Source organism: Vibrio sp. Hep-1b-8 (genome assembly GCF_006124995.1).
GTDB lineage: Bacteria > Pseudomonadota > Gammaproteobacteria > Enterobacterales > Vibrionaceae > Vibrio.
Genome location: NZ_QEWN01000012.1, coordinates 25,052 through 47,135, shown reverse-complemented (window position 1 = coordinate 47,135; position 22,084 = coordinate 25,052). Strand labels below are relative to the sequence as shown.

Here is a 22,084-nt window from a genome sequence, read left to right as displayed (position 1 = left end):
ATGAGCATAGCCCAAGCTTGTGGTTGTTCTTAACTAACCCCAAAATACCATTGACCAACAATGAAGCTGAACGCCGGCTTCGTGGCTTTGTTATTCAAAGAAAAATCAGCTACGGCACTACCTCGGATGCAGGCGACAAGTTCCGAGACCGCCTACACTCGCTAATCGAAACTTGTAAAAAGCGAAAGATATCGTCACTTGATACGCTTTCACGCATAGTCAATGCTGTTGTTCGTCAGCAGCCGTACCCAAATGTGCTCGATCTTAAACACACGAGTTTTTACCTAAACACTTAGTCAACACGGTGCTGGTGAACGCTTACTCTCCAACGACCCAAACAGGTATGAATTGCGCATTCCTTTCCAGCAATATCAAGACTCGTTTGATTGTGAAGTAAACTTGGGGAATATAACAGTTCAAGCCTATAACGCATTTGATACAGTAGGTTTTGCCCAACTACGTATTCCCCAATCAGGCACAAAATATTACAACAAACCGATAGACTTAGATTCTACAATTGAAGCCAAAGATTGTCGTACTCGATATTACGAAGATTTAAATGAGTGGTCATCTGGCTTAGCATGCAGTTTTTATACGAATGGAGAAATAAGGGATAAACAAGCGGATTTAGTCGTTTTCAATGCTTACAGTATCTACTTTGATTTTTCTCAGTTCAATAGCGACACCGTGATTCACTACGATATTTTAGCTGGTGAAGAGTATCGTAGTACCCCGTTAGATCCAGAGACTGGCAAGTGACTCGGTTAACTAAGCGACAATTCATAGAGAGGAGTTTCGCATTGGTTCTGGTTTCAGTGAGCGCACTATCTGGGTTGTACTCGATACTGATTTTCAGGCATGCCTTGTCCTGTCAGCTTGTTCTGCGCTGTGATGATAGCGAGCGCTTATGGTAGCCATAGCGTTTTTTCGGAGCCCTAGAGCTTCTGGCAACCTACCGCTAAGTTACGAGGATGCCTTTGTTCTCAGAAGGCTGCTTCCAGTTATTTGTTTTGTAACGAGGTTTCGCGGGTAAAACACTGAAAGAAGCCGTTAACGCTTAATACAAAACCGTTCAATCAACCAAGCGGCTAAATGACAATGACATTTGGTCGCTTGGTTGATTTTTGGGAGTAATAATAACGATTGATACAAAACGCCTTACGACAAACTGCCCATTTTTTATTGTCTCCATTTTTGGCTTTCTCTTCGGCGTATTGCCAATACTCTGCCGCCGCACTCCATTGCTTTTGCCTTTCAAATAGAGCTGCCTGTTGTGAAAGTTCGTTGTAAGACAGTTGTGTCAATGTATCTAGCTGCATTTTTCACCTATAAAAGAGTATGAACTTTCGACATAAAAACAATCATTAAGCTTACTTTAATTGGGTGGTCCAAAAACGGCCTCGCTTTGTTTCAGGTTCTGAGGGAGGAGGGGTCTCAAAACGTCTGATGTTATCAATAATTGTGATTAATGAGTGAATTTCAGGACGCTTGTACGTTTTGCTCTTTCCGCTTTTAACATCCCGGATCGTAAGATGGTATTGTCCATCGAAGTAGGAAATTACAAATCCTTTGTATCGAAACTGTTGTTTGACCATTGTTACCTCCTGAACATATAAAATACACGTTCCTACAACAATGTTAAGCATGATATTTCTTATATTAACGTCAGAATTTATACCTAAATCATTTCTTTACACAACACAATCTGTCACGCAAATCTCCGTCTTAATTAAATCAGGAACAACCGAGGATACGACCGCTTTGGATAATACTTGCGAACTCTTCAACAAGTTCTATCATATCGAGTCGACAGTGAGCAATAATATTAACAACGAAAGATAGAACTGGTAAAGTTAATTAATCGGCACACAGTGTAGAAGAATTAAACAATGTCAGAATATCTTAATTGTTTAATGCCAAAGCTCGACTCTCTTGTGGCGCAATGCGCTTCCAATTGAATTTGCCCAAATTGCAATAGCTAAAGGTCATCGGGTGATCGCCTACCAATCAATTTACACAGAGTAAGCTATCCTCCATCCCAAAAGGAGTATATCTATCTTCGCTAGTCATGTTCAATGTCAAGGTATCCTTCATATTAATTTTCCATCTCTTATTGGTTTGAGACATATTACTAGAAATATAATAAGTAGAATTTAATAAGGATGCGTCAAAATCATTTGAATTCCAAAGATCGCTATAGTTGTTTTTTGTAGCCCCTATACTTCCTGGAATGTATTTGCTACAAATACTATTGACGTGAATAAAATTTCGACCTTGAGTTACCTTATTAGATAGTTCATAGTAATTCAAATCAACTCCATCAACAATAATTGGTTTAGGTTGGTGAAATTCAGATATTTCTCGTGTGCTAAACACAAAGTTACTCGAATCATCATAAAATTGGATGACAACAGAGCTAGTCGGAGATTCATTTAAATTAAGTTCATAGTAAAGAGAGCCATTTTCTACGAAAAATCTATCCTTTCTAGAAATTTTTTCTTCTGTAATAACGCGTGAAAAAACCCTAGTGTAATCATAATTTTCCTCAAGAGTAAAAATTTTGTACTTCAAATGATTATTTTTGGACTCGACTAATACTGGGACAATAGATGCTGGATTTAAATAACTTACACCCGTTATATCTTTATCATCAAAATAGGCACTTAAAAACTCTTTACCATAATAATCTGCAAAACCATATGTCATACCTGAATAATGATTGTAACCATATCCATGTGCACTTTCGTGGAATAAGGTTTTCTGAGTTCTCAGGTCAAAAGGTCTAAAAGATGCTACACCAGCTGTAATATAGTCGGTCCAAATTGACGCCCACCCCGAACTATTGGTTTGAATGTCATCTAGATTAGGCGTACCTCCGCCCCCAACTCCCTCATTAGAATAAGGACCTGAAAGCGTTTTCAAGGTAAGTTTATGCCCCTTAACTCCCATTTTCATATAGTTTATATTCGCAACACTTTCACCATTACTAGCACAAGCGCTCGGATAATCTGTACATCCATGCTCACGATAGTAACGTAATAGTTCAGGTAAGAGAGCTTTGTGGTTAAGCGCTTTATGTAAGTTACTAGAAAGAACCCAATACACACTGCTTTGCTGAGCATCTGGATCTGAATAGCAAGGAGTTGAACATAATTTACCTTCCTCAGAGGACATTTCTCCAGCCAAAGTTATTTGGGGTAAAAACATCCCTAACGTATTATAGAAAGAAACACTAGTAACATTTTCACTAAATAATATCTCAGACTTACTGAATGGTTGAAGCGTGATATCCATTGAAACCAAAACAGGATTGTCATGCTCATTTGTCTTGACCAACATTTTGTTAATTCTATCAGGAGTATTATTTATTACTTCAAACTGATTTGAACCTAAATCAATAATATCAATATCATCAAATCTATAAACTTGTTTTCCATTTGAATTCAACTTAACGAAATTTTCGGTTTGTAAGACTGTAACATCAATTAGTTTTAAACTATCATTAGTCTTATAATCAATACTATTTACACTTAAAAACTCCCCACCATCGTTTGAAGTCCATGGATAATCTGATATCACAACTGGAGGGGTTCCGCCATCTGTTGAAGGGTTATTATCACCATCAACAGATAGTCGCTTAACATCACTTTCCTCACTGCATGCAGATAACATAATAACTAGAATAAATAGCATTTTGTTAAAATTTACGTTCATTAATGAAACCTTTATACTGTGCTGAAAAGAGGGTGAATAGTATTGCGGCTTACTTGTGTACTCAAGATCAACCAAAAGAAATAAGAGTTTTCCTACACTTTTATTTTGTAAGGCTTTTATGTGTGAATCTCGGCCGAACCGCTCCAGAAGTCTTGGACACTGTGTTAAGTGAGTATATTTACTAACGAGGTGGACAATGACAACTAAGAAAACACGAATCAAAGCCGGGTATAGTTACTAAAATCATTCACTCAATCGCTACCAAATTGAGTGAATAATTCAGAAGTGTAAAGTCAGACTAATAATGCTCTGTCCGATCAAGGGTAATAGAGTGACAACTTAAGCAAAACCAATAGAAGTTTTGCCCTTTAGAATAATAGCGTGTCAACATTATTGAGCGTCGCATACAGCAGATAGCCTGTCGGGATACATTTTGATAAGGCACTCTTACTGGGTGAAACCGGTTCATTGCCAACATTTTTATTGTATCTGTACACATAATGCCCTCACCTGTTTATATGAACTTCTTTTAGTGAAAACTCCCTTTTTTACTTTAGCTTTTGATACCGTTAAAGAATTAAGATGGCTTAGCCTTTTCTTCGTAATTTCGGACTTGAGCTTCCCAAAATTGTTGTAACAATATGAAGAAATATTGACGTTGTTTTTGCTTCAGAATCTTGAGCATCGCTCGCTCGAAAGTGTATTCGTGCCGGTTCACTTGATTACGAATCTTGCGTGTGTCTCTTAGGCTTAATAAATAGACTTCTACCTCAATGATTTTTCTTGCTTCAGATTCGCTAAACCCCTGGTCCTCAAGTAGTTTAATACTCATATGATGTAACATCATATTTGGAATTTGCAGTGCTTCGAAGGTGTTCTTAGGTAATAGCATCGTCAATTTCTCTCAATGTAGATAATGAGAATCCGTGCTCAGTTATTCCATGCTTGTAGTAAAGTGAATGAGTTTTTCAAAAGTACTCTCTCCAATTTGGAGAGTTATTTTCATGTTTGGCGGCGTCAGTAACAGTGTTATGCGCGTTGAAACTCCATTATCTCGACAATGGAATTAGCGTTGAATTTTTCTAGAATTCTAGATTTGTAAGTGCTAACTGTCTTTGAGCTCAAAGATAATAGTTCTGAGATTTTCTTGTTTGAGTAGCCTAGAGATAAATAGCCAAATACTACTGATTCACGCTCTGTTAGATCAGGGAGTTCATGTGCTGTAGCCAAACTCTCTTTGAATGCATAAAACCCTCGATAGGTTACTAAAATGGCTTCATTAATTAGTGAAGTGTCTTCTGTCTTAAGTATGTAACCATTAGCACCTACTTTCTTAGCGGTATGGTTAAAGAGAGGGGAATTATTTGAAGAAACAAATAAAACCCTGCCTTTATAACCACTTTTTCGAATACGCTGAATGAAATCTAAGCCATTTCCATCATTCAAAACGATATCAAGTATGATCATATCAATACTCTGTCCACGAAGAATACGGTGTGCATCCTTTATCGAATCTGATTGAAAAATCTCAGTATTAACAGTAATGCTATTAAGCATTGATGCAAGAGCACGTCTAATAATTGGTTGGTTATCTAATATAAGCGTTTTAATTGAGTTCATTGTAAGCCTCTATAAATAGGTTTGCATGATGATCCCCCCTGGATGTATTCCTAGTTTTTATATAATAAGAAATATTTTTATGAAAGTATGGAAAGTCATCAATTCCAAATTGGAAACAACATAACCAAGCTTTATTTAATCGCGGCTCACTGACATTTTGGATTGATGCGACAGGACTAAAGCTCTACGCCGAGGGCGCAGCCTTGTTGGAACGAGGTCACCCTCGCAATCTAGCGGTCGGATGCCCGAAACGATGGTGAGCGCATAACAATCAGTCATGTTAGGCGTGTTTTTAACTGAAAACGAATTAGGAACCAAAGTCTTTGAATCGAGCAAAAAACTGCCCGCTCAAAGTAGATAAAAATATTAAGCAATTGAAAATATTGAATTTTTAAAATTGGCACAGTACTTGATTAACAATGAACAACTCGCCTTTGTTTAGACTGATCAATATTGGTTTGACCTTAGCGCCAAGGGTTTTCTCGGCGATCTGAGTAAGCTCTGAGAGATGACATAACTTCGCTTCATGTGCTCGTCATTTTTTAAATATCGATGGGCATAATGTCAATTTAATAGTAGGAGGCTATATGCCAAAAGCAGCAAGGCTAGGTGATACCGGATCGGAGCACGATTGCTTCCCACCAACACCAATCATTGCAGGGAGTCCAAGTGTGATGATTAATTTTCAGCCATCAGTTCGCCAAGGTGATCCACTGCAAGATCATGGCTGCCCGTGTGATAAGACCCCTCATGGCAACCACCCTAGAAGTGTCGCGGAAGGTTCGTCGAGCGTATTTATTGACGGTAAACCCGCAGCACGTTTTGGGGATTCGATAGACTGCGGAGGAACAATATCGTCGGCATCATCCGATGTCGAGATAGGATAATATTCCAACCTCACCATCGTCTAATAGGCTGTAGACCTATGTTACAGCCTATTAATTTTAATCTCTGTTTGGGTGATTGAGGATGTGGTCTTCCCAGTTAACAACATCGATTTCGTAGACCACTTTATTGCGTACGCTCTCCCCTGCAGCATGCATAGCAGACTTAGAGCCCGTGATTAACGGGTGCCATTCAGGAAGAGGTTGCTTCTCAGCGAGTAAACGATAAGCACAAGTGTTCGGAAGCCATGTAAAATCATCAATATCTTCACGAGTTAGCTTGGTACACTCTTCACCTGAGCTAAAACGGTTTGGGTAGTCTTTACACGAACAGGTTTTACTGTTTAACCAACTACACGCCACGTTGGTGTAGTAGATCTCATCGGTGTCTTCATCCATCAGTTTGTGCAAGCAACATTTTCCACAACCGTCACAAAGGGACTCCCATTCATTTTCGGTCATCTCTTCGAGAGCTTTTTGCTGCCAAAACTGCGTCATATGGTAACCCCAAGTGTTCAAATATCATCGTGGAAAAGGAAAGCGGAATTTATATAGATCCTTTGTCCAAAGTGCAAGTGATTCCTCTAGGGGTTAACCGATATGCATCTATGTTATTCAAGGCTCTACTCTTCAAGCCTTTGATTTAGTTCGGCCACTTTCCAACTTAAATTATTCAGACGTCTTTTCAATTCATCAAACTCTTGCCGAGCTTGCTCGTACTGGTGTTGCTCAATCAAGTTTTCTACATAGCCGACTCGACCATAGATTGGCGATAGGCTGACAGCAAAGTCCTCCAATGATTTGGTTTCATTCGCGACCTGTTGCCAGCGCTGTTTCTTAGCGAGCAGCGCAATATTTGCCATCTTTGTGCGTATTTCACTAAACCGAGCGATAAATTCATTCGCCTGATCGAGCGCGAACTGTTGGTCTTGATATAGGGTCTGGCTTATCTGTTCAACTTGCTCGTCTCCTGCATACAGTTTCTGCAAAACATTGAGTTGTTCTAGCGCCTTTAAGTAAGGCTGCTCAATAGAGACTTTGGTTTTCTCTTCAATCGACGTCTGATACATAGGGATCAGCTCAGCTTGAACAGCGGCTAATTTTTTCGGTTTAGTATGCTCCACATAACGATCAAGGTTGCTTGTATTGATTGCGGGAACTTCGACCGACTGCTTGAACTGGTATTGATTGATGAAGCTCGGATTGTAATAGAGCCACCCACACACACCACTCACGACAAGCGTCGATACAAGTGTGCCCGTCAAACTCCAGTAGTAACGGCGACGCGTGACTCTATTGTCGTTTTCTCGCTGCTTTTCTTGGCGCTTTATCGCCGTATGATAACGCGTTTCTATTTGATCAATATGTTCAAACAGAACAAATCCAACCCCTTCAAAATCAACGTCCACTTGAGGCTGTTGAAGTGTCATCCAGTGATGGATTCTTTCGCATACTCTCTCGCTGCGATAAAGATCTCGCAACTGCTCTTGAGAGGGTTTCATTTTCTTTAACTCAGGAATGGCCTTGCCATTGACCCAATCTAAAACTTCTTTGCGCATTTTGGCCGATTTTGAGTCCGGCTTGGGTAGCAAACTCAAGCATTGTATTAGGAGCTCTAAGCCATTGGCATAACCCGCCAACCCCTCAATTTTCAGCTTGGCTATGGTTAGATAGCTACACATGAGTAAGTCAACACCTGGTCCCTTAGCTAGGTGTTCACACGCTTCATATACCTCTTGCCAATTAGTGCCACCAGACAGGGGATTAAAGCGACTATTAATCTCATCTCTGATTTTTTGATAACTTTCGAGATGTCTGATTGAGTCAGAATCGGCTGTTACACGATAAACAACTTGGTCAAGTAATACTGTATTGGACATAGATACTTCGTCCTGTAGAAAAGGAGCGAGTCACCTCGCTCCTTTTAGTGTTTTAGTAAAGAGTCTTAGATAACTTGAACGACTTAAACAGGCGTTCAGTAAATGGATTGGCATCCGATTCAGCATTGATGCGATAAATCATGTCTCCGCCATCGACATCAAATCGGTAATCAACCGACGTCTTGCCCGCTGACATAACGTTACCCTTTTCCAATAGTCGGAAAAATGCCCAAGGTCCTTTCTCGTTAATACTTCTAGGCGACAAGTTAGACTTGGTTGGCACTAAAGTCACTTTAGACACGGCAGAATCACGCAGGGTATTTGGCCAAATCAGCTCAACACCTTCACGCGGTCCATGGCTGTATGTGAGATACTGACCATCAACATTAAGTACACTGCGGCGTTTATTCCCACTTAACTGAAGAGGCTCGACAGAGAAGTTTACGTCTAAGATACCTTTACGGTTAAAGAACGCCTGACGAATTCTTTGTGCTTGTTCAATCTGCGCTAGTACCTCAGGGCGGATCAGCGATTGAGCGTTATCGTAATCATCAACGGCAATGTTCTCTTCAATAAAAATTTTCAGCTGATTAGTGTAAAAGTTATCCAAGGTGCCATTAGGAGCAAAGAAGGATTCGAAATCTTCCAGTGCCACATCTTTTGTGGAAGCAGGATTAAACGGGTAGCGACTCGCAAGCTTGGTATAGTACGGCTTGTAAACATCTTCAGTCCAACGCACTTCTAAGTATCTAATCGCTTCTTGCTTCACCACATACCAGCTTTCATCTGCCAGCTTAGCGATCATGCTATCCAATGGTCTTGGTAAACCAGAAGAGATGCGCTTCAAGGTATAGATAGGATCCGCACTGACTAACTTTACTCGCGCCTTCGTTGCGTCAAGCGCTGCCATACCGACATCTGGTGATTCTTGAATCGATTTCAAATAAGCCTTCAGTTCATCAACCGATTCAAGGACTTCATTGATATACGCAGGTTGCTCTCCAACGGGTTTAAGCATTAAGTTTAACTCAGCAAATGGAGATTGAATGCTTGACGCGACTTTGTATTTAGCACTCTTTAGCAGTTCTTCTGCTACGTCATTATCTGGGTCTAATCCCTCAATGACCTGAGTGTTGTTCTTTAATGTCCTGAGTAATCGCTGCATTGGCTCGACGTTTCCAGTCAAGCTCTCTAGCACCATCACCGCATCATTGATGTCACCAAAATATTTCATGTCGATATCATTCAATGCTGCACGCCAAGTGTTCACATAATCTGCAACATACAGATTGCGAATCTTTTCACGAAGTACTTGTTTATCTGCTTCACTAAACTGCGCCGTTTTAGACTGTCCTAATACCCAACTATCGATCAGGGCTAACTCCGAGACAGACTCGGATCTCGGCATGAAATAGTTTTCAAAGCCGGCTTTTGTCAGCATTTGTGGTATATACAAGCTGCTATTAGCCACACGCTCTTCGAACACAACATCAAAGATTGGACCAACTAAATTACGAATACTGATCGAAGGGCCTAACACGGTTTGCGCGTTCAGCTTCAAATTTCGGTAAACACGCTGATCGTTAGGCATAGTGCTAAGTTCTGCTTGAGCGCTGGCGATGGTGCGATCGTATGGCTTCATCACTCGTTCTGCGAACTCGTCACCTTGCTGCCTTTTTCCAGCGAGATCGGTATGGCGCATCGCATAATCTAAGTGCTCTAACAGTTCACCCTGAACCTGTTTTTGCCCGACAAACGTGCTCTGCCAATATTTACCAAAGTAATCAAGCACATAATCTTCGTAGCGACCACTCTTATCTACCAGCATGCGATAAACTCGCAGAACTGCCAGTTTCTCTTCCTCATTCTCAGCCTGTTTAAGCGCAACAACGACATCCGCCATTAGAAGTGGCAAGAAACGGTTTTCGAGCAAGTTAAGGTAGGTATTTTCGACCATTGGCCCAATAGTATGCCCTTGATATAGACCAAGATCAGATAAGTAGCGTGGCTTGTCACGGAAAAAACCGAACTCCAATGTCGCTTGTCGAATCTTGTTTAACGGTTCAAGAATGTCTTTCTGAGAAGCCAGATAAAGATTAGATGGGTATTGAGTTTTGTATTCATTGACCTTAGTGAGTACCGCATCAGACTGGTTAACATTGGTTAGGTAATAGCGATGCCACGTCCCCGCTAAAAGCACCGTTGCCACCATACAAGCGGTAATAGAAAGGCCCATTAAACGACGTTTGTGTTTTGCCACTCGGAAGTTATCCGAAGCCAATCCTGCCTCTGGGTAGATAATGTTGCTAAATAACTTCTGAGTAAAATATACCGTTGAGTTCTTAGCATTTTGAGCTTCGTTCACCGCATGCGATAGACCATAGCGACGAGAGGCGGAATCTCCAAAGGCGTTGCTAGGCACTCCCTGCTGATAAACCGACGTAAAGTAAACCCCACGAACTAACGCAGAGGTAGAGAACTGATCACTTGAGAGTGCATCTCGGAAAAAGTTTTTGAGAATATCTTGCAGCCCTGACATTTGACGCGTAAAGCTATAGATAGCGTCACGCTCGGCTTGTTCCAACGGCTCTGCCACCGCATGGGGAAAGAGTTCGTTGATTCTTGATACAAACTGCCCATAGTCTTTAGAAAACTCTTCTAACCAGTGATCTAAATTATCGACCGATTCTAGAGAGAAGGTGAAACCTAATACTTCATCTCGCTGTGACTTGGAATAATGTTTAAAGAAAGGTTCGAAACCATACAACAAGTCAAGTTTTGTCAGCGTAATGTAGACTGGCAAGCGAGTCGCCAGTGTTTCCATTAATTCGCGAATACGCGCACGCAGCAAGTTTGCATAAGCCTTACGCTCTGACGCAGTAGAGACGGCAAGATTAGAGATATCAAGCGCGAGAACAATACCGTTCAACGGCCTTCTACTGCGCGTTTTTTCCAACCAATTGATGAAATGAAGCCATAAGCGGCGCTGTATTTCAGCAGCTTCCTTGTCTTTACGATTACCTTGAGTAAGTAACTCACCATCAGGGTCAATCAGTACGGACTCGTCACCAATCCACCAGTCGAAATAGTAAGGGTTATCACTTTTCTGCCCCGAGGCTCGCATCACAGAAGAAAGCGCAAAGTTCTGTCCTGAACGGTTGATTAAGCTTGTTTTGCCCGCGTTTTCAACACCCAACACTAGATACCAAGGCAATGAATAGAGATAGTTACGCGTATTGAGACTTTGCTTCATCTCTTTCATTACGTTATTCAGTTCGACTTCCTGACGCTCTTCATATTTCGCAATTGGATCGAGTTTTCGCTGTTCTTCTCGTTTTTGCTGACTCTTAAAACCTTGCAATTTACGCCACTGCCAAATACCCCACGCTGACAACGAGAGCAACACAAACAGTGCACTCGCGATGCTTCGAGCCATCACGGACTCTAAAGGTTTCGTCCCGAGAATTTCCAGCCAAGGACCTGCCCACCAAATGGCAACGTTGAGTAGTATAAATAGAGTAAACAGCAAAATAGGAAGGGCCGCTGCTATGCCCGGCTTAAGTTTCTTAACAAGCCCAATGATACTTTTCCACATGGATAGTCCCTTTGCTTAATCTAACGCTGTATATCGTTCTAGTTGTTCTATTAAAGACGGCTCCCACTCAGTGACGCTCGCCTGGATAATTTCTTGCTTTAAGGTTTGATACTGTTCTTTCGCCATCGCTTCTAACTGGCTATGCCGCAAAAGATCGGCACAAAGCAAACGCCAATAAAAGCGCTCGCGTGGCTCTGTCGCGGCAACAAGGCCATCATTGAGCATCGACATCGCAACGGCGATCCCCCCCTCTTGAGCGAGCTTGAAAGCTTCTTCACGTTGTTCACTCCAACTACCTGAAACATTGCCACCTGAAGCGGCCATGTCACCACTCGCTAACCAATCACGCACCATGTCAGTTACAAATGGCGAACCATCTTTAAACTTGAGTTCAAACACGTTTGGAAAACGTTCGACAAAACACTGAGTTTCTTCACGAATGGCCTGACACCAGCTCTGTTGACCAAGCGACTTTGCGATATCGTGGCTCATGAGCTGACCATCAAACCAATAAGGAGCAATCGTCAAACTTTGTTCAATCTTTCTCCACAGAGCGAGATCAGGTTGATGTAACTGGTCTTGATACTCTTTAATTCGCTCCACTTGCATGCCACGCAGTAACGTTTTTCCGAGATGATCATGATCGGGTAACGTCGTGATAGAACCCCAAAGCGCGTGGCGACGTACTCGTATTGCTAATGCCGCCCCCGACTCCTGATCAGAGAGATATTCCGCGACTTTAAGCAGGGTTTGCTTTGCTGCTTTATCACTGGAATTGTCAACGGATAAAGAATAAGAGGAGGATGCCGCTGTGCTTTGTGACGTCTCTGTCTCTGAGTCTTTTGCTTGTACCGTGCTGTGCTGTGACTTCTCTCGCTCTTGAGCTCGTTTAAGCTGGGTGCTAATCGTTAGCGCGATAGAATCCGCAATATCCGAAGAGAGTTGATTGGCTTGTATTGTTTTCTGCCACCCTTGAACCACCGTTTGCAACTCGTCTCTGTCTTGGCTATCGAGAGTCGTGAAATCAAACTTATCCACAGCCATTGAGAAACGTTGACACATCTGACTGAAAAACTTTCTGCGCGGTAAGTTGCCTCTCTTTCCGGGTGCTGGGAAACAATCATTCCAATAGTGCTCAATGAAGTCGCTCATCACACCAAACGAGGTTATCAAACGGCTTGGTGTCAATTGGTTATGCAAACACTGAAGTAAATAAACCAGTAACTTAATATCTTTGCTCTTCTCATTAAGCAAAGTAATCGCACTGTGCTCAACCTCTTGCCACTGAACTGTGGCGTGAGAAAGAGAACCGACTTTCATCATTTGGTCTTCAACAAAATCAAACAGTGGCTCATCTAATAGTCTTTCTCCTACCGGTGAATCGCCACTAATTGGTCTAACGATACTGGTTCGATATTGAGTCAATTCCATTGCTACCACCCACACCTTGATCTAAGTGGTGTTAAAGCTTGGTTCAATCCTGTCGTATCAAACTGCAACCCATCCACCGTCTGCGAGTTAGAACGAAGAACAAGCCTTGTATCCAACGCCATCACCTTCATCATAGATATTGCAGGCAAACCTCTAGCCGAAGAGAACAACACTCCAGTATCATCGCTTCTCCAGCTCTGACTCGGACCACCAGCGATAGACACTCGAATTCGTCCATCTTCTATCGCTTCAGGTAGCGCCAACTCAATACGGCTGATCTTATTAATGCAGCTCATCATTAACACCGCCGCCAGTTCGCCCTCGGCATGTCGGGATGCTAAGGTTAACCAGACGTCGTCCTCTTGCTCGGTACCACTTTCAATCACGTTCAATGGCGCATGACTATCTGAAGTCTCAAAAGCGATGTGCCAAGCTTGCGGCTTATCATCAGATACAGATTGACGATTCGAAGTGGTCGGCGTCTGAAAAACGTCATCAAAACAGCTCAGGCGCTCTAATCGCTCAGAGATTAAGGTGCATTGTTTGCCCATAATCAGTTCAGAACTAACGGACTCTTGAGCCGCATTCGTTGAGAGAGAAAAAGCGGCCAAAGTCGACAATAAAATGAGAGAGCTCAAATTGTTCATTCTGCTTTGATCTCCAATTTCTGGCATTTATAAGCCAGTGTTCGTTTAGGAATTCCCAAGCTTTCCGCCGTTTTACCTCGATCACCAGAAAAAAGGATCAAGCGCTCACGAATGATAAATTCTTCAAATTCGTTGACGGCTTGTTTAAGGTCTTTGATCGTCGATAAATCACTCTGTGCGGCAAGATAAGGGTTATCCGTCATACCGCTCGACTGAGTGCTCTGCGGTAAGGTCGCGCGTTGCTCGACCCTGTTCAGTTCGAAATCAAGACACGCAATCCGATTCGCCAAGCTGCCTTCACTCACTTCCAACTCATCGCGACACTGTGCACAGCCAAACTCGACCAAAAGCTTCAACTCACGGACATTGCCCGGAAATGAGTACTGTTTAAGGCAATCCAACGCTTTGTAGTGCAGTCCCCGAATCTGAGTACCGTGTTGTGAATTGAACTCGGTAACAAAGTGTTGGCTTAATAGCTCAATGTCTTCCAATCGCTCCGACAATTTTGGCAAAGTCAAAGGGAACTGAAACAATCGGTAATAAAGGTCTTGTCTAAATAGTTTGTTTCTCACTTGAGCAAGCAAATTGACATGTGTTGCAGATACCAAACGAAAATCAGAGCTCAGCTCATTCTTACCGCCGATAGGTCTGAACTTTTTCGTTTCCAGCACTCGTAGCAATTTAGCCTGCAAAGCGAGCGGCATATCACCAATTTCATCTAAAAAGAGCGTTCCACCATTCGCCTGTGCAATCAGACCATCTCTGTCAGATTCAGCACCAGAGAAGGCACCTTTGCAGTAACCAAACAGTTCACTTTCGAGTAAGTTCTCTGGGATAGCGGCACAATTAATGGCAACTAAAGGTTGCGCACTGCGACTTGAGATTTGGTGAATCGCCTGAGCCACCAACTCTTTACCTGTACCTGTATCGCCTTGAACCATAACGGACAACTGAGAGTCCGCCGCGCTGACTATCTGTTGACGTAGCCTCTGCATCACCGAACTTTTGCCAATCAAAGAGTAAGAAAGTTGCTCGGCGAGATCCCTTCGCTTAGTGTCTCTTTGTATATCACTCAAAGATTCAGCGAGCGTTTGAATATCTCGCTGCTCACGCTCCTTCTCTCCCAGTAGCCCCCACTGCTTAGTGAAAATGTCGATAAACTTAGCGCCATCATCACTGTTAAAGACATCAGTTACTGCTGTCTTTGCACCTTGCATAAAGAGGATCAATTGCACTTGATTGGAATGGAGAGGCAAAGGGCAAATGAACACACATTCAAACGTGCCAATATTCGATACCAACTCAGTGAAAGCTGTATCTCCGCGCCAAAACAGCAATTCATCTGCCGTCAGCGACATCTGACTAGCGTTTTGGAGTACGTGTGCAAAGGGATTATTTAAATCATTCACCCCCCAAGACGCCTCCACTAGCGGATCATGCGGCACAAGTTCACGACCATCTGATGTTGGCATTAGAAGCAAGCATTTTGATAGACCGAGTTCAGTACTAAGAATCTGAGTAAACTTTTCCGTCAGCTCAAATTTACTGCGCGTAGCGATCAACTCCGTCACCAGTTCTAGCCAATTCGACATAGCTACTCTACCTCACCAATAAACTCACCATCTTGAGCCGCTAGATAGATTCGTTTCACGGGTTTCTGTTCGGAGAGCTTATTCAGTAGTGCGAGAGAGATAGGCGGAAGCAATTGACCTTCAATGATGGCTTCTAACATACGCGCACCATTTTCAGAGCGTGTTGCTCTCGACAAAATCTCATCAATCAATGAGTCCTCGATCACCACTTCAGCGTCATAACGTTCACTAAACAGGTTTTCTAAACGAACTAACTTACCGCGAACAATTTGCTCCAGCACTTCTGGGGTAAGTGGCATGTAAGGAATCACTTCCATACGTGCAAGTAAGGCAGGTTTAAAGAATGCGGCTAACTCAGGATAGAGGGCATCATCAAGTTGATCTAGTCTCTCAGCATGGTCAACTATCGTTTGGAAGCCCAAATTCGATGTCAGGAAAAATACGATGTTTTGGCAATCAATTAAGCGCCCTTCACCGTCTGCGAGCTCCCCTTTATCAAACGCCTGATAAAAAAGGTTAAGTACTTCAGGGTGCGCTTTTTCAACTTCATCAAGTAACACAACAGAGTATGGCATCTTACGAATGGATTCCGTCAGCACACCACCCTCTCCGTAACCCACATAGCCTGGAGGTGAGCCGATTAAACGCGAGACTGTATGCTTTTCTTGATATTCAGACATGTTAATCGTCGTCAAGAACTGTTTGCCGCCATACAAGCTTTCAGCAAGCTGAACCACTGTCTCGGTTTTACCTACACCACTTGGCCCAACAAGTAAGAAAGCCCCTTTCGGACGCCCCGGCCGGCGTAAATCAGCGCGCGCAGTGAGAAGATGTTTGTGGATGCGTTTGATCGCAACATCCTGACCTTTAATCGCTTGACCAAGTATCGTGGTTAGATGAGTGATCTTATGCAGTTCGTCGCTGTTCATCTGGTCAACAGGAACACCGGTCCAGTCCGCCACGACTTCTGCCACTTGTTGGGCGTCAACTTGGGCATAAATCAAACGGTGATCATGAGGAATGGACTCTAACTCTTCATGCTTAACGCGAATTTGCGCTAGAGTTTCGCTGCGTTGCTCATCACTAATAGGGGCTTCGTCATTGACTTGCGTTAGAGAAGCTCTAAGTTCAATGATCGTTTCAACTAATAGCTTTTGCTGTTGCCATTGCTCAGTTAAGCGATTGTGCTCTTGCTCGTTTGCAACCTCTTCTGTCTTAAGTTCATCAAGCCTTTGCTGATTAACCTCTTTGCCTAATAACTGAGCGCGTTCAAGCATATCAATTTCAAGTTGGCGCTGATGGCAAGCGGTTTCGATAAATGCTAAACGCTTTGGCGGGGCGGTAAGGTTGATGGCAATACGTGCACAAGCAGTATCAAGAACATCAATCGCTTTATCCGGCAGCTGTCTACCAGAGATGTAGCGTGCCGAAAGCTCAGCCGCCGCCTTCAGTGCATCATCGGTGATCAGCACATTATGAGTTTGCTCATAGACGGAGTTTAATCCTCGCAGGATATCGACCGCTTGTTCGACGCTAGGTTCATCTAACTTAACGAGTTGGAAGCGACGTGTAAGCGCTGGATCTTTCTCAAAGTACTTTTTGTATTCTTTCCATGTGGTTGCAGCAATCGTTGACAGTTCACCACGAGCGAGAGCTGGCTTGAGCAAATTCGCCGCATCCCCACTCCCTTCTTGGTTACCCGCACCAATGAGATTATGAGCTTCATCAATAAACAAGATGATCGGTTTTGGCGAGTGCTTAATCGCTTCAATGACGCCTTTTAGACGCTTCTCAAATTCTCCTTTCACAGATGCCCCCGCTTGGAGCAATCCTAGGTCTAAAGAGTAGAGTTCGACACCTTGAAGCGGTAACGGAACGGAGCCCGCGACAACACGAAGCGCTAAACCTTCAATCATGGCACTCTTACCAACACCTGCATCACCGACCACAATCGGGTTGTTTTTACGGCGACGGCAAAGAATATCAATCATCAAATTGATTTCACTTTCTCGACATAACACTGGGTCGAGTTCGTTCTGACGCGCTTGTTCTGTTACGTTAGTGCAGTACTTGGTCAGCAGAGATGTATCGGAGTTTTGCGTAGTAAGCGCTTTCGGCTGTTCTGCGACTTGTGTCTCTGAAGAATCAGACAAGATAACATCAAAGTGCTTTTTCAAGTTTTCACGATTGATCACGTCCAACAAACGAACGAGTTTCTGATCCATATAACGGTCTGCACGAGTGAGCGCTGCGAGTAAAATCGCGCCAGAGCGCAGTTCTGTTTGATTCAGATCCGTGGTGGAAAGCAACCAAGCTTCTTGAACAAGCTCGACAAGTAACGGAGAAAACGCAGGGTAGCCATCTAAATACTGACCCCGTACAAAACTACTGGATATCGCCTGTTTAACATCATCTAGGGCTAAGTCAGACTGTTTTAAAATGACTCGAATATCCGAAAGTGGATTGTCTAAAAGAACCTCAAGATAGTGTTCAAACGTAATCTCACTGTGCTGGCGCTCCATACAAGCAGTTGCAGCCTGTTCAAGGGCGAGCTTGCTCTGTTGATTTAGTTTCGAGATGAGTGTTGGTAGTTCAATGCGTATCACGGCAATCACCTAGCCTTTAATTATTCTAGTTATAAGATTTGTTTTAATTGTTCGATTACGTCACTGGTTTTGACGTGTAACAGGTAGCTATAGACAAGGAAGGTTCCTCCCCAAAGCAATATGAAACCGGTAAATACCGACCACAATGGGATTTGCTTACTGAGCTTGTATTTGGAACGCACGACGTGCTCTGTCGCACTGGTTAGATGAGAGATGTCCACCTCATGATCTTGATTGATCAACTTATGTAACTGTGAGATGACTTTTTCCCGTTCCAACTTACCGGACTCAATAACACGGTACTTACCTTCAAAACCTAAAACCAAACACTGGTAGATAAATTCAAGCAAGGGCTTGTATTGTTGAGGCTCAGTTTCAAGTCGCTTAAGAATGGTAAACACTTTCTCTCCACCCCAGGTTTCATTGTGAAAGCGTGACAACATGGAATGTTCAGCCCAGATAGTCGAAGCACCCCACGCCGTCCCCATCACAGCTTCATCGAGGAAAGTACACAAGATATAGCGATAAGCCATTAACACTGCATGCTCATAACCTTGCTCCGTTAGCTCAATTTCGATGGTCTTAATTTCCTCGATGGTTTGAGCGTAAATCGCTTCAATATTGTTGCATTCAGACAGCTGTCGAACTCGCAGTGATAAACCGAGAAGTGGCGTCGCCGCATCAATCAGAGGATTAGAGACACTCCCCCTAAGCTGAAACCAATAATCTTGGTCATGGTTGATTTTTTCTACATCGTCGTGGAGTAAGCCGCTGAACTCACCCTGTTTCTTATTGTTATCCATGGATTAACTCCTAATCGCCCAGAACTGGAGATCAAGTTCTTCAAAAGCAGCGGCCACATGGAAAGCGAAACCACTAGAATGCGCTAGCATTCCCCATTCAGTGCTGGTTTTATCAAGTTGGTAATAGGTATAGCCTGCGTGGTACGGCAGTTGTCGAGGAGCGACGGGCAAGACCACCAGTGGGATGCCCGGCAGTTGAAGTGAAATAAGCTCACGTATTTTCTCAACCGACGACACTTTCGTTTGTTGCGTAAATTGACGACGCAATTCATCCATAGGCATACGAGCTTTAACAGCAATGATAAAGTCAGCCGTATCCATCAATTGAGGATCCTGAATCGCCGCAACCATTAAGCCGTACTTACGTTTGTCTAGTTGAATTGAGACTGCTCTAGGCTCTAGAACAACGCTGAGTGACTGACGCAAATTGCGAATAAGCGGCCAGAACGATTCCGTTGGCATATCGTGGTTGTAACTCTCCGTTTTAGGTGGCAAACGACTTTCGTCGGTAAAGGTCGCCAACTCTCCGGCAATCGTAGACAAGCACTCAAACAGGCGTTCAGGATGGAGGCTTCCCAGCTCAGCGAGGTGTTGGATCTGAGGTTGTAATCGGTTTAACGCTTGTAACAGCATAAAGTCAGAAACGTCCGCCACACCACCTTGAGATGGAGAGCTAATACGTTGTGCGATGTTCTTCGCTCGCTCACGCATTAAACCTGATATCTCGTTCACAAAACGGTGCAATACCAAGTTTCCAGCCACATTAACATGACAAGGGAAGAAATCAGGATCCATCACGACACTGCCATCAGGTCGCTTCTCCAATATGCGCCCCACCGCCATCGATGCATAAGCACTTCTATCCTCTTTCTCCAACATCAGTTGGACACGCATCGGGGAAACGTCAATCGTTGTCATGTCACCCTGCAAAGTATGGACATCGCGAACCTCAAGCCGACGGCTTTCGTAACGTCCAGTACCTTGAGCATCTGGCCAGTTAATTTCCATCAGTGACTCACTGCGAAGAGGAATCGCTAAATAAACCAACTGGTTTGCGAGAGACGCATCATCAATATCCAATGCATCAGGCAAGGTGTCTTCTTGCGGAATACGAAAAACCGTTCCATCAGGCATGATGCCAACTGCTCGCTCGATAGCGATACGACCAAACGATAAATATTCTGGATTGAGCGAAAACTCAGATACACCATACAGATAACGACTTACCGAACTCAAACGCTCATCGATGCAATATTCCGTATAGCGTTGTTGTTGCTGGAAATGCTGTGGTTTGATAAACAAACCTTCATTCCAAATAACACGATTTCGTGAAAACATCTTATCTATTCCACCTTTTCCAACTTAACGTCGTAGTCACTAAGAAGCATCAGTAAGTGATACTCTCTGCCTTTATTAATTACTTTGACGGCCTTCTTCCATTCGCTCAGTTCGATGTCAGAAAATTTCGCCATAATCCCGATGTAGTTCGTCTCTTCATCGAGCTCAATGGCGTTGACGAACTTGAACTGACCGGGTAACAAAACGTAGTCGTAACTTTTAACAAAATTACTTTTCAGCGCTTTCTCGTAGTCTTCTTCCATCTGGTCGTAACTAGAAGACATAAACATCGAGTCATCCACCAGCTCAAATACTTGGATCTCCACTGGAGAAGCTTGCCCCAAAATACTTGGGTTAACTTCCTCTCGCGCGACAATGCTAAAGGTGACCTTGGTCGGCAACTCCGTCGGCTCATAAGGCTGAGGTTCACTGCTACAGCCAATGAGAAACATCGAGAAAGCGCATATCCATAGCAAATATCTCACCTTTAGAACTCCAGCTGTTTCTCACGGATTTTCTTGTCGTACGCCTGCTCAAAAATTTCCCAGAACAGTTTTTCGAAACCTTGTTGGCGATGTGAGGCGAGCTCTCGGTAGTAGTTGCAGTACATGTTCCAAGCCCAAGCATCGTTATTTTGGCCAATATCTTGGTGAGGACGTTTATAGTTTTGGAATCGGCGCAACAGCACTTGTGGTGAAAACGCGTTCAGAACTTGCGTTAACGCTTCTCCCGTCGCATGTTGCATCGCTTCGTTGTGGGCTTGAACATTCTTTAAGCTCTCTTCAATCGCTGCAGGAGCCGAAAGGTGCACGGCACTTCTCTCAGAGTCGTACAGAGTCTTAATGGTTTCTTCATATGACAAACCAAGACGTAGTGGGTTATCTTCAATCGGTTGAAGGTTTCTATTTAAGGTACCAAAACGTCCTTCACTCACGTGTTGATGAAGATCCAAAATGCCCTGTATACACGCTTGTAATGATTCACCCATCTCTTGGGAGAGCATATGCATACGTTCAATGTCATCGGTATGGTTGACGTTCGCACCTAGCCCATTAAGCATTGGCCCTGTTAATAGGTGCCCTCCCGTATTGGCAAGGTTTTTAACGGCTGCCGGCTCCGACTGAATACTTTTTGCTACTTCTTCCTCTAGCAAATCTAGTGTTTGCTCATCCATTTGAAAGTCCTCTGAAACGTTGTTAGCTGCTATTTGTTGAGACTCAAGCGGCACCGCTCGGTCTGATTGTAATGTGGGTTGTTCTGTTTTCGCACTTTGACGCTTAGACAGCTTTTTGCCGCCAAACCCAAAGCTAAGAATTCTTTTCAGTGACATCGAAGATGAAATTTCGTTGTCGCTGTCAGCTTGCACGGTGAAGTTAGGATCCCTTAACGTGAGGTCGTTTTCAGGAACCAGTCCTTGCGTGTTAATTTCCGCATTAACGTCCACCAACTCTCCATCAATCAAAGACTCTTCTTTGTTGGGCGAAATCAGCTTATCCAAAGCGGCGATTGGGTCTGAGTTTTCAACTTGCTCCTTTTGCTCATCGTAGTCGCCATCGGGCACTTCATCAGAAAGCAGATCATCGTTCGTCGTTTCGAACATACTTGCTAAAGAACCCGTGGTGTTGTCTGCTTCTAGATCACCTAAGGCAACTCGTACTTGGTAGGGGCCGATTTGAATGTGATCTTTGTGAACCAGTTTCGCCAGCAAGTCTTTGCCAATTGGCATTTCTGTACCATTGATATAAGTCTCACCACATAGATCTTTGAGGCAGAACGCGCCATCGTGCACTACGATTTCACAATGCTGCGGATAAATATGACCATTCGTGTCTTTAAGCACCCATTTGGAATCCAATGACGAACCTATTACGCCTCCGTTTGCATCCCAATCCATTCGCACAGATAAGCCCGACTCCAACTTCTGAGCATTGATAATCAAAAGGTTTAAATTGAGTTTTTCAGTCGTTTCCATCA

18 protein-coding genes are annotated in these 22,084 nt (G+C 43.3%); 3 read left to right on the top strand and 15 right to left on the bottom strand.

Annotated features, from left to right (window positions below; translation table 11 throughout):
- Both DA100_RS04190 and DA100_RS04185 read left to right on the top strand, forming a co-directional pair.
- Positions 1-296: transposase (locus DA100_RS04190; protein ID WP_138971036.1), on the top strand; the 296-nt coding region annotated here is incomplete at its 5' end.
- Between the two features lie 103 nt (positions 297-399).
- The gene (locus tag DA100_RS04185) at positions 400-759 is read left to right on the top strand and encodes a hypothetical protein (RefSeq protein WP_206208550.1); all 360 of its coding nucleotides are present in this window, start codon (positions 400-402) and stop codon (positions 757-759) included.
- A 329-nt stretch (positions 760-1,088) separates the two neighbouring features.
- On the opposite strand, the gene DA100_RS04180 is transcribed toward DA100_RS04185, so the two are convergent.
- The 4 genes from DA100_RS04180 to DA100_RS04165 form a co-directional block, all read right to left on the bottom strand.
- Complete coding sequence (locus DA100_RS04180) at positions 1,089-1,319, bottom strand: ANR family transcriptional regulator (protein WP_138971035.1); 231 nt, start codon at positions 1,317-1,319, stop codon at positions 1,089-1,091.
- A gap of 688 nt (positions 1,320-2,007) precedes the next feature.
- A complete protein-coding gene (locus DA100_RS04175; protein WP_138971034.1) occupies positions 2,008-3,714 on the bottom strand; it encodes a hypothetical protein in 1,707 nt (568 codons plus the stop codon).
- A gap of 577 nt (positions 3,715-4,291) precedes the next feature.
- Complete coding sequence (locus tag DA100_RS04170) at positions 4,292-4,606, bottom strand: hypothetical protein (RefSeq protein ID WP_138971033.1); 315 nt, start codon at positions 4,604-4,606, stop codon at positions 4,292-4,294.
- Positions 4,607-4,743: 137 nt separating this feature from the next.
- Complete coding sequence (locus DA100_RS04165; protein ID WP_138971032.1) at positions 4,744-5,334, bottom strand: response regulator transcription factor; 591 nt, start codon at positions 5,332-5,334, stop codon at positions 4,744-4,746.
- Between the two features lie 587 nt (positions 5,335-5,921).
- On the opposite strand from DA100_RS04165, the gene DA100_RS04160 reads away from it, so the two are divergent.
- Positions 5,922-6,221, top strand: coding sequence for a type VI secretion system PAAR protein (locus tag DA100_RS04160; RefSeq protein ID WP_138971031.1), 300 nt, complete (start codon positions 5,922-5,924; stop codon positions 6,219-6,221).
- 57 nt (positions 6,222-6,278) lie between these two features.
- On the opposite strand, the gene DA100_RS04155 is transcribed toward DA100_RS04160, so the two are convergent.
- From DA100_RS04155 to tagH, 11 genes are all read right to left on the bottom strand, one after another.
- Positions 6,279-6,716: a YcgN family cysteine cluster protein gene (locus DA100_RS04155; protein ID WP_138971030.1), complete on the bottom strand. Its 438-nt coding sequence runs from the start codon at positions 6,714-6,716 to the stop codon at positions 6,279-6,281.
- A gap of 125 nt (positions 6,717-6,841) precedes the next feature.
- Positions 6,842-8,098, bottom strand: coding sequence for a type VI secretion system ImpA family N-terminal domain-containing protein (locus DA100_RS04150; RefSeq protein ID WP_138971029.1), 1,257 nt, complete (start codon positions 8,096-8,098; stop codon positions 6,842-6,844).
- A gap of 52 nt (positions 8,099-8,150) precedes the next feature.
- On the bottom strand, positions 8,151-11,648 hold the full coding sequence (gene tssM / locus DA100_RS04145; RefSeq protein ID WP_171052133.1) for a type VI secretion system membrane subunit TssM: 3,498 nt from the start codon (positions 11,646-11,648) through the stop codon (positions 8,151-8,153).
- A 60-nt stretch (positions 11,649-11,708) separates the two neighbouring features.
- A complete protein-coding gene (tssA, locus tag DA100_RS04140) occupies positions 11,709-13,124 on the bottom strand; it encodes a type VI secretion system protein TssA (protein ID WP_138971027.1) in 1,416 nt (471 codons plus the stop codon).
- Between the two features lie 2 nt (positions 13,125-13,126).
- A complete protein-coding gene (vasI, locus tag DA100_RS04135; RefSeq protein WP_138971026.1) occupies positions 13,127-13,771 on the bottom strand; it encodes a type VI secretion system-associated protein VasI in 645 nt (214 codons plus the stop codon).
- Positions 13,768-15,363 (bottom strand): sigma-54 dependent transcriptional regulator, encoded by a 1,596-nt coding sequence (locus tag DA100_RS04130; protein ID WP_138971025.1) that lies wholly within the window; start codon positions 15,361-15,363, stop codon positions 13,768-13,770. The genes vasI and DA100_RS04130 overlap by 4 nt, the downstream gene beginning before the upstream one ends.
- A gap of 2 nt (positions 15,364-15,365) precedes the next feature.
- Positions 15,366-17,969 carry a type VI secretion system ATPase TssH gene (tssH, locus tag DA100_RS04125; protein ID WP_138971024.1) on the bottom strand — a complete coding sequence of 868 codons (2,604 nt, stop codon included), beginning with the start codon at positions 17,967-17,969 and terminating at the stop codon, positions 15,366-15,368.
- Between the two features lie 29 nt (positions 17,970-17,998).
- Complete coding sequence (gene icmH / locus DA100_RS04120; protein WP_138971023.1) at positions 17,999-18,772, bottom strand: type IVB secretion system protein IcmH/DotU; 774 nt, start codon at positions 18,770-18,772, stop codon at positions 17,999-18,001.
- Between the two features lie 3 nt (positions 18,773-18,775).
- A complete protein-coding gene (gene tssK, locus DA100_RS04115; RefSeq protein WP_138971022.1) occupies positions 18,776-20,110 on the bottom strand; it encodes a type VI secretion system baseplate subunit TssK in 1,335 nt (444 codons plus the stop codon).
- A 5-nt stretch (positions 20,111-20,115) separates the two neighbouring features.
- The gene (tssJ, locus tag DA100_RS04110) at positions 20,116-20,595 is read right to left on the bottom strand and encodes a type VI secretion system lipoprotein TssJ (RefSeq protein WP_138971021.1); all 480 of its coding nucleotides are present in this window, start codon (positions 20,593-20,595) and stop codon (positions 20,116-20,118) included.
- Between the two features lie 2 nt (positions 20,596-20,597).
- Complete coding sequence (tagH, locus tag DA100_RS04105; protein ID WP_138971038.1) at positions 20,598-22,082, bottom strand: type VI secretion system-associated FHA domain protein TagH; 1,485 nt, start codon at positions 22,080-22,082, stop codon at positions 20,598-20,600.
- Between the last annotated feature and the right edge of the window lie 2 nt (positions 22,083-22,084).

Bases quoted from the DNA above. Each gene is read 5' to 3' on its own strand.
- DA100_RS04180 (WP_138971035.1), bottom strand. From the start codon at position 1,319: ATGCAGCTAGATACATTGACACAACTGTCTTACAACGAACTTTCACAA.
- DA100_RS04175 (WP_138971034.1), bottom strand. From the start codon at position 3,714: ATGAACGTAAATTTTAACAAAATGCTATTTATTCTAGTTATTATGTTA.
- DA100_RS04170 (WP_138971033.1), bottom strand. From the start codon at position 4,606: ATGCTATTACCTAAGAACACCTTCGAAGCACTGCAAATTCCAAATATG.
- DA100_RS04165 (WP_138971032.1), bottom strand. From the start codon at position 5,334: ATGAACTCAATTAAAACGCTTATATTAGATAACCAACCAATTATTAGA.
- DA100_RS04160 (WP_138971031.1), top strand. From the start codon at position 5,922: ATGCCAAAAGCAGCAAGGCTAGGTGATACCGGATCGGAGCACGATTGC.
- DA100_RS04155 (WP_138971030.1), bottom strand. From the start codon at position 6,716: ATGACGCAGTTTTGGCAGCAAAAAGCTCTCGAAGAGATGACCGAAAAT.
- DA100_RS04150 (WP_138971029.1), bottom strand. From the start codon at position 8,098: ATGTCCAATACAGTATTACTTGACCAAGTTGTTTATCGTGTAACAGCC.
- tssA (WP_138971027.1), bottom strand. From the start codon at position 13,124: ATGGAATTGACTCAATATCGAACCAGTATCGTTAGACCAATTAGTGGC.
- vasI (WP_138971026.1), bottom strand. From the start codon at position 13,771: ATGAACAATTTGAGCTCTCTCATTTTATTGTCGACTTTGGCCGCTTTT.
- DA100_RS04130 (WP_138971025.1), bottom strand. From the start codon at position 15,363: ATGTCGAATTGGCTAGAACTGGTGACGGAGTTGATCGCTACGCGCAGT.
- icmH (WP_138971023.1), bottom strand. From the start codon at position 18,772: ATGGATAACAATAAGAAACAGGGTGAGTTCAGCGGCTTACTCCACGAC.
- tssK (WP_138971022.1), bottom strand. From the start codon at position 20,110: ATGTTTTCACGAAATCGTGTTATTTGGAATGAAGGTTTGTTTATCAAA.
- tagH (WP_138971038.1), bottom strand. From the start codon at position 22,082: ATGGAAACGACTGAAAAACTCAATTTAAACCTTTTGATTATCAATGCT.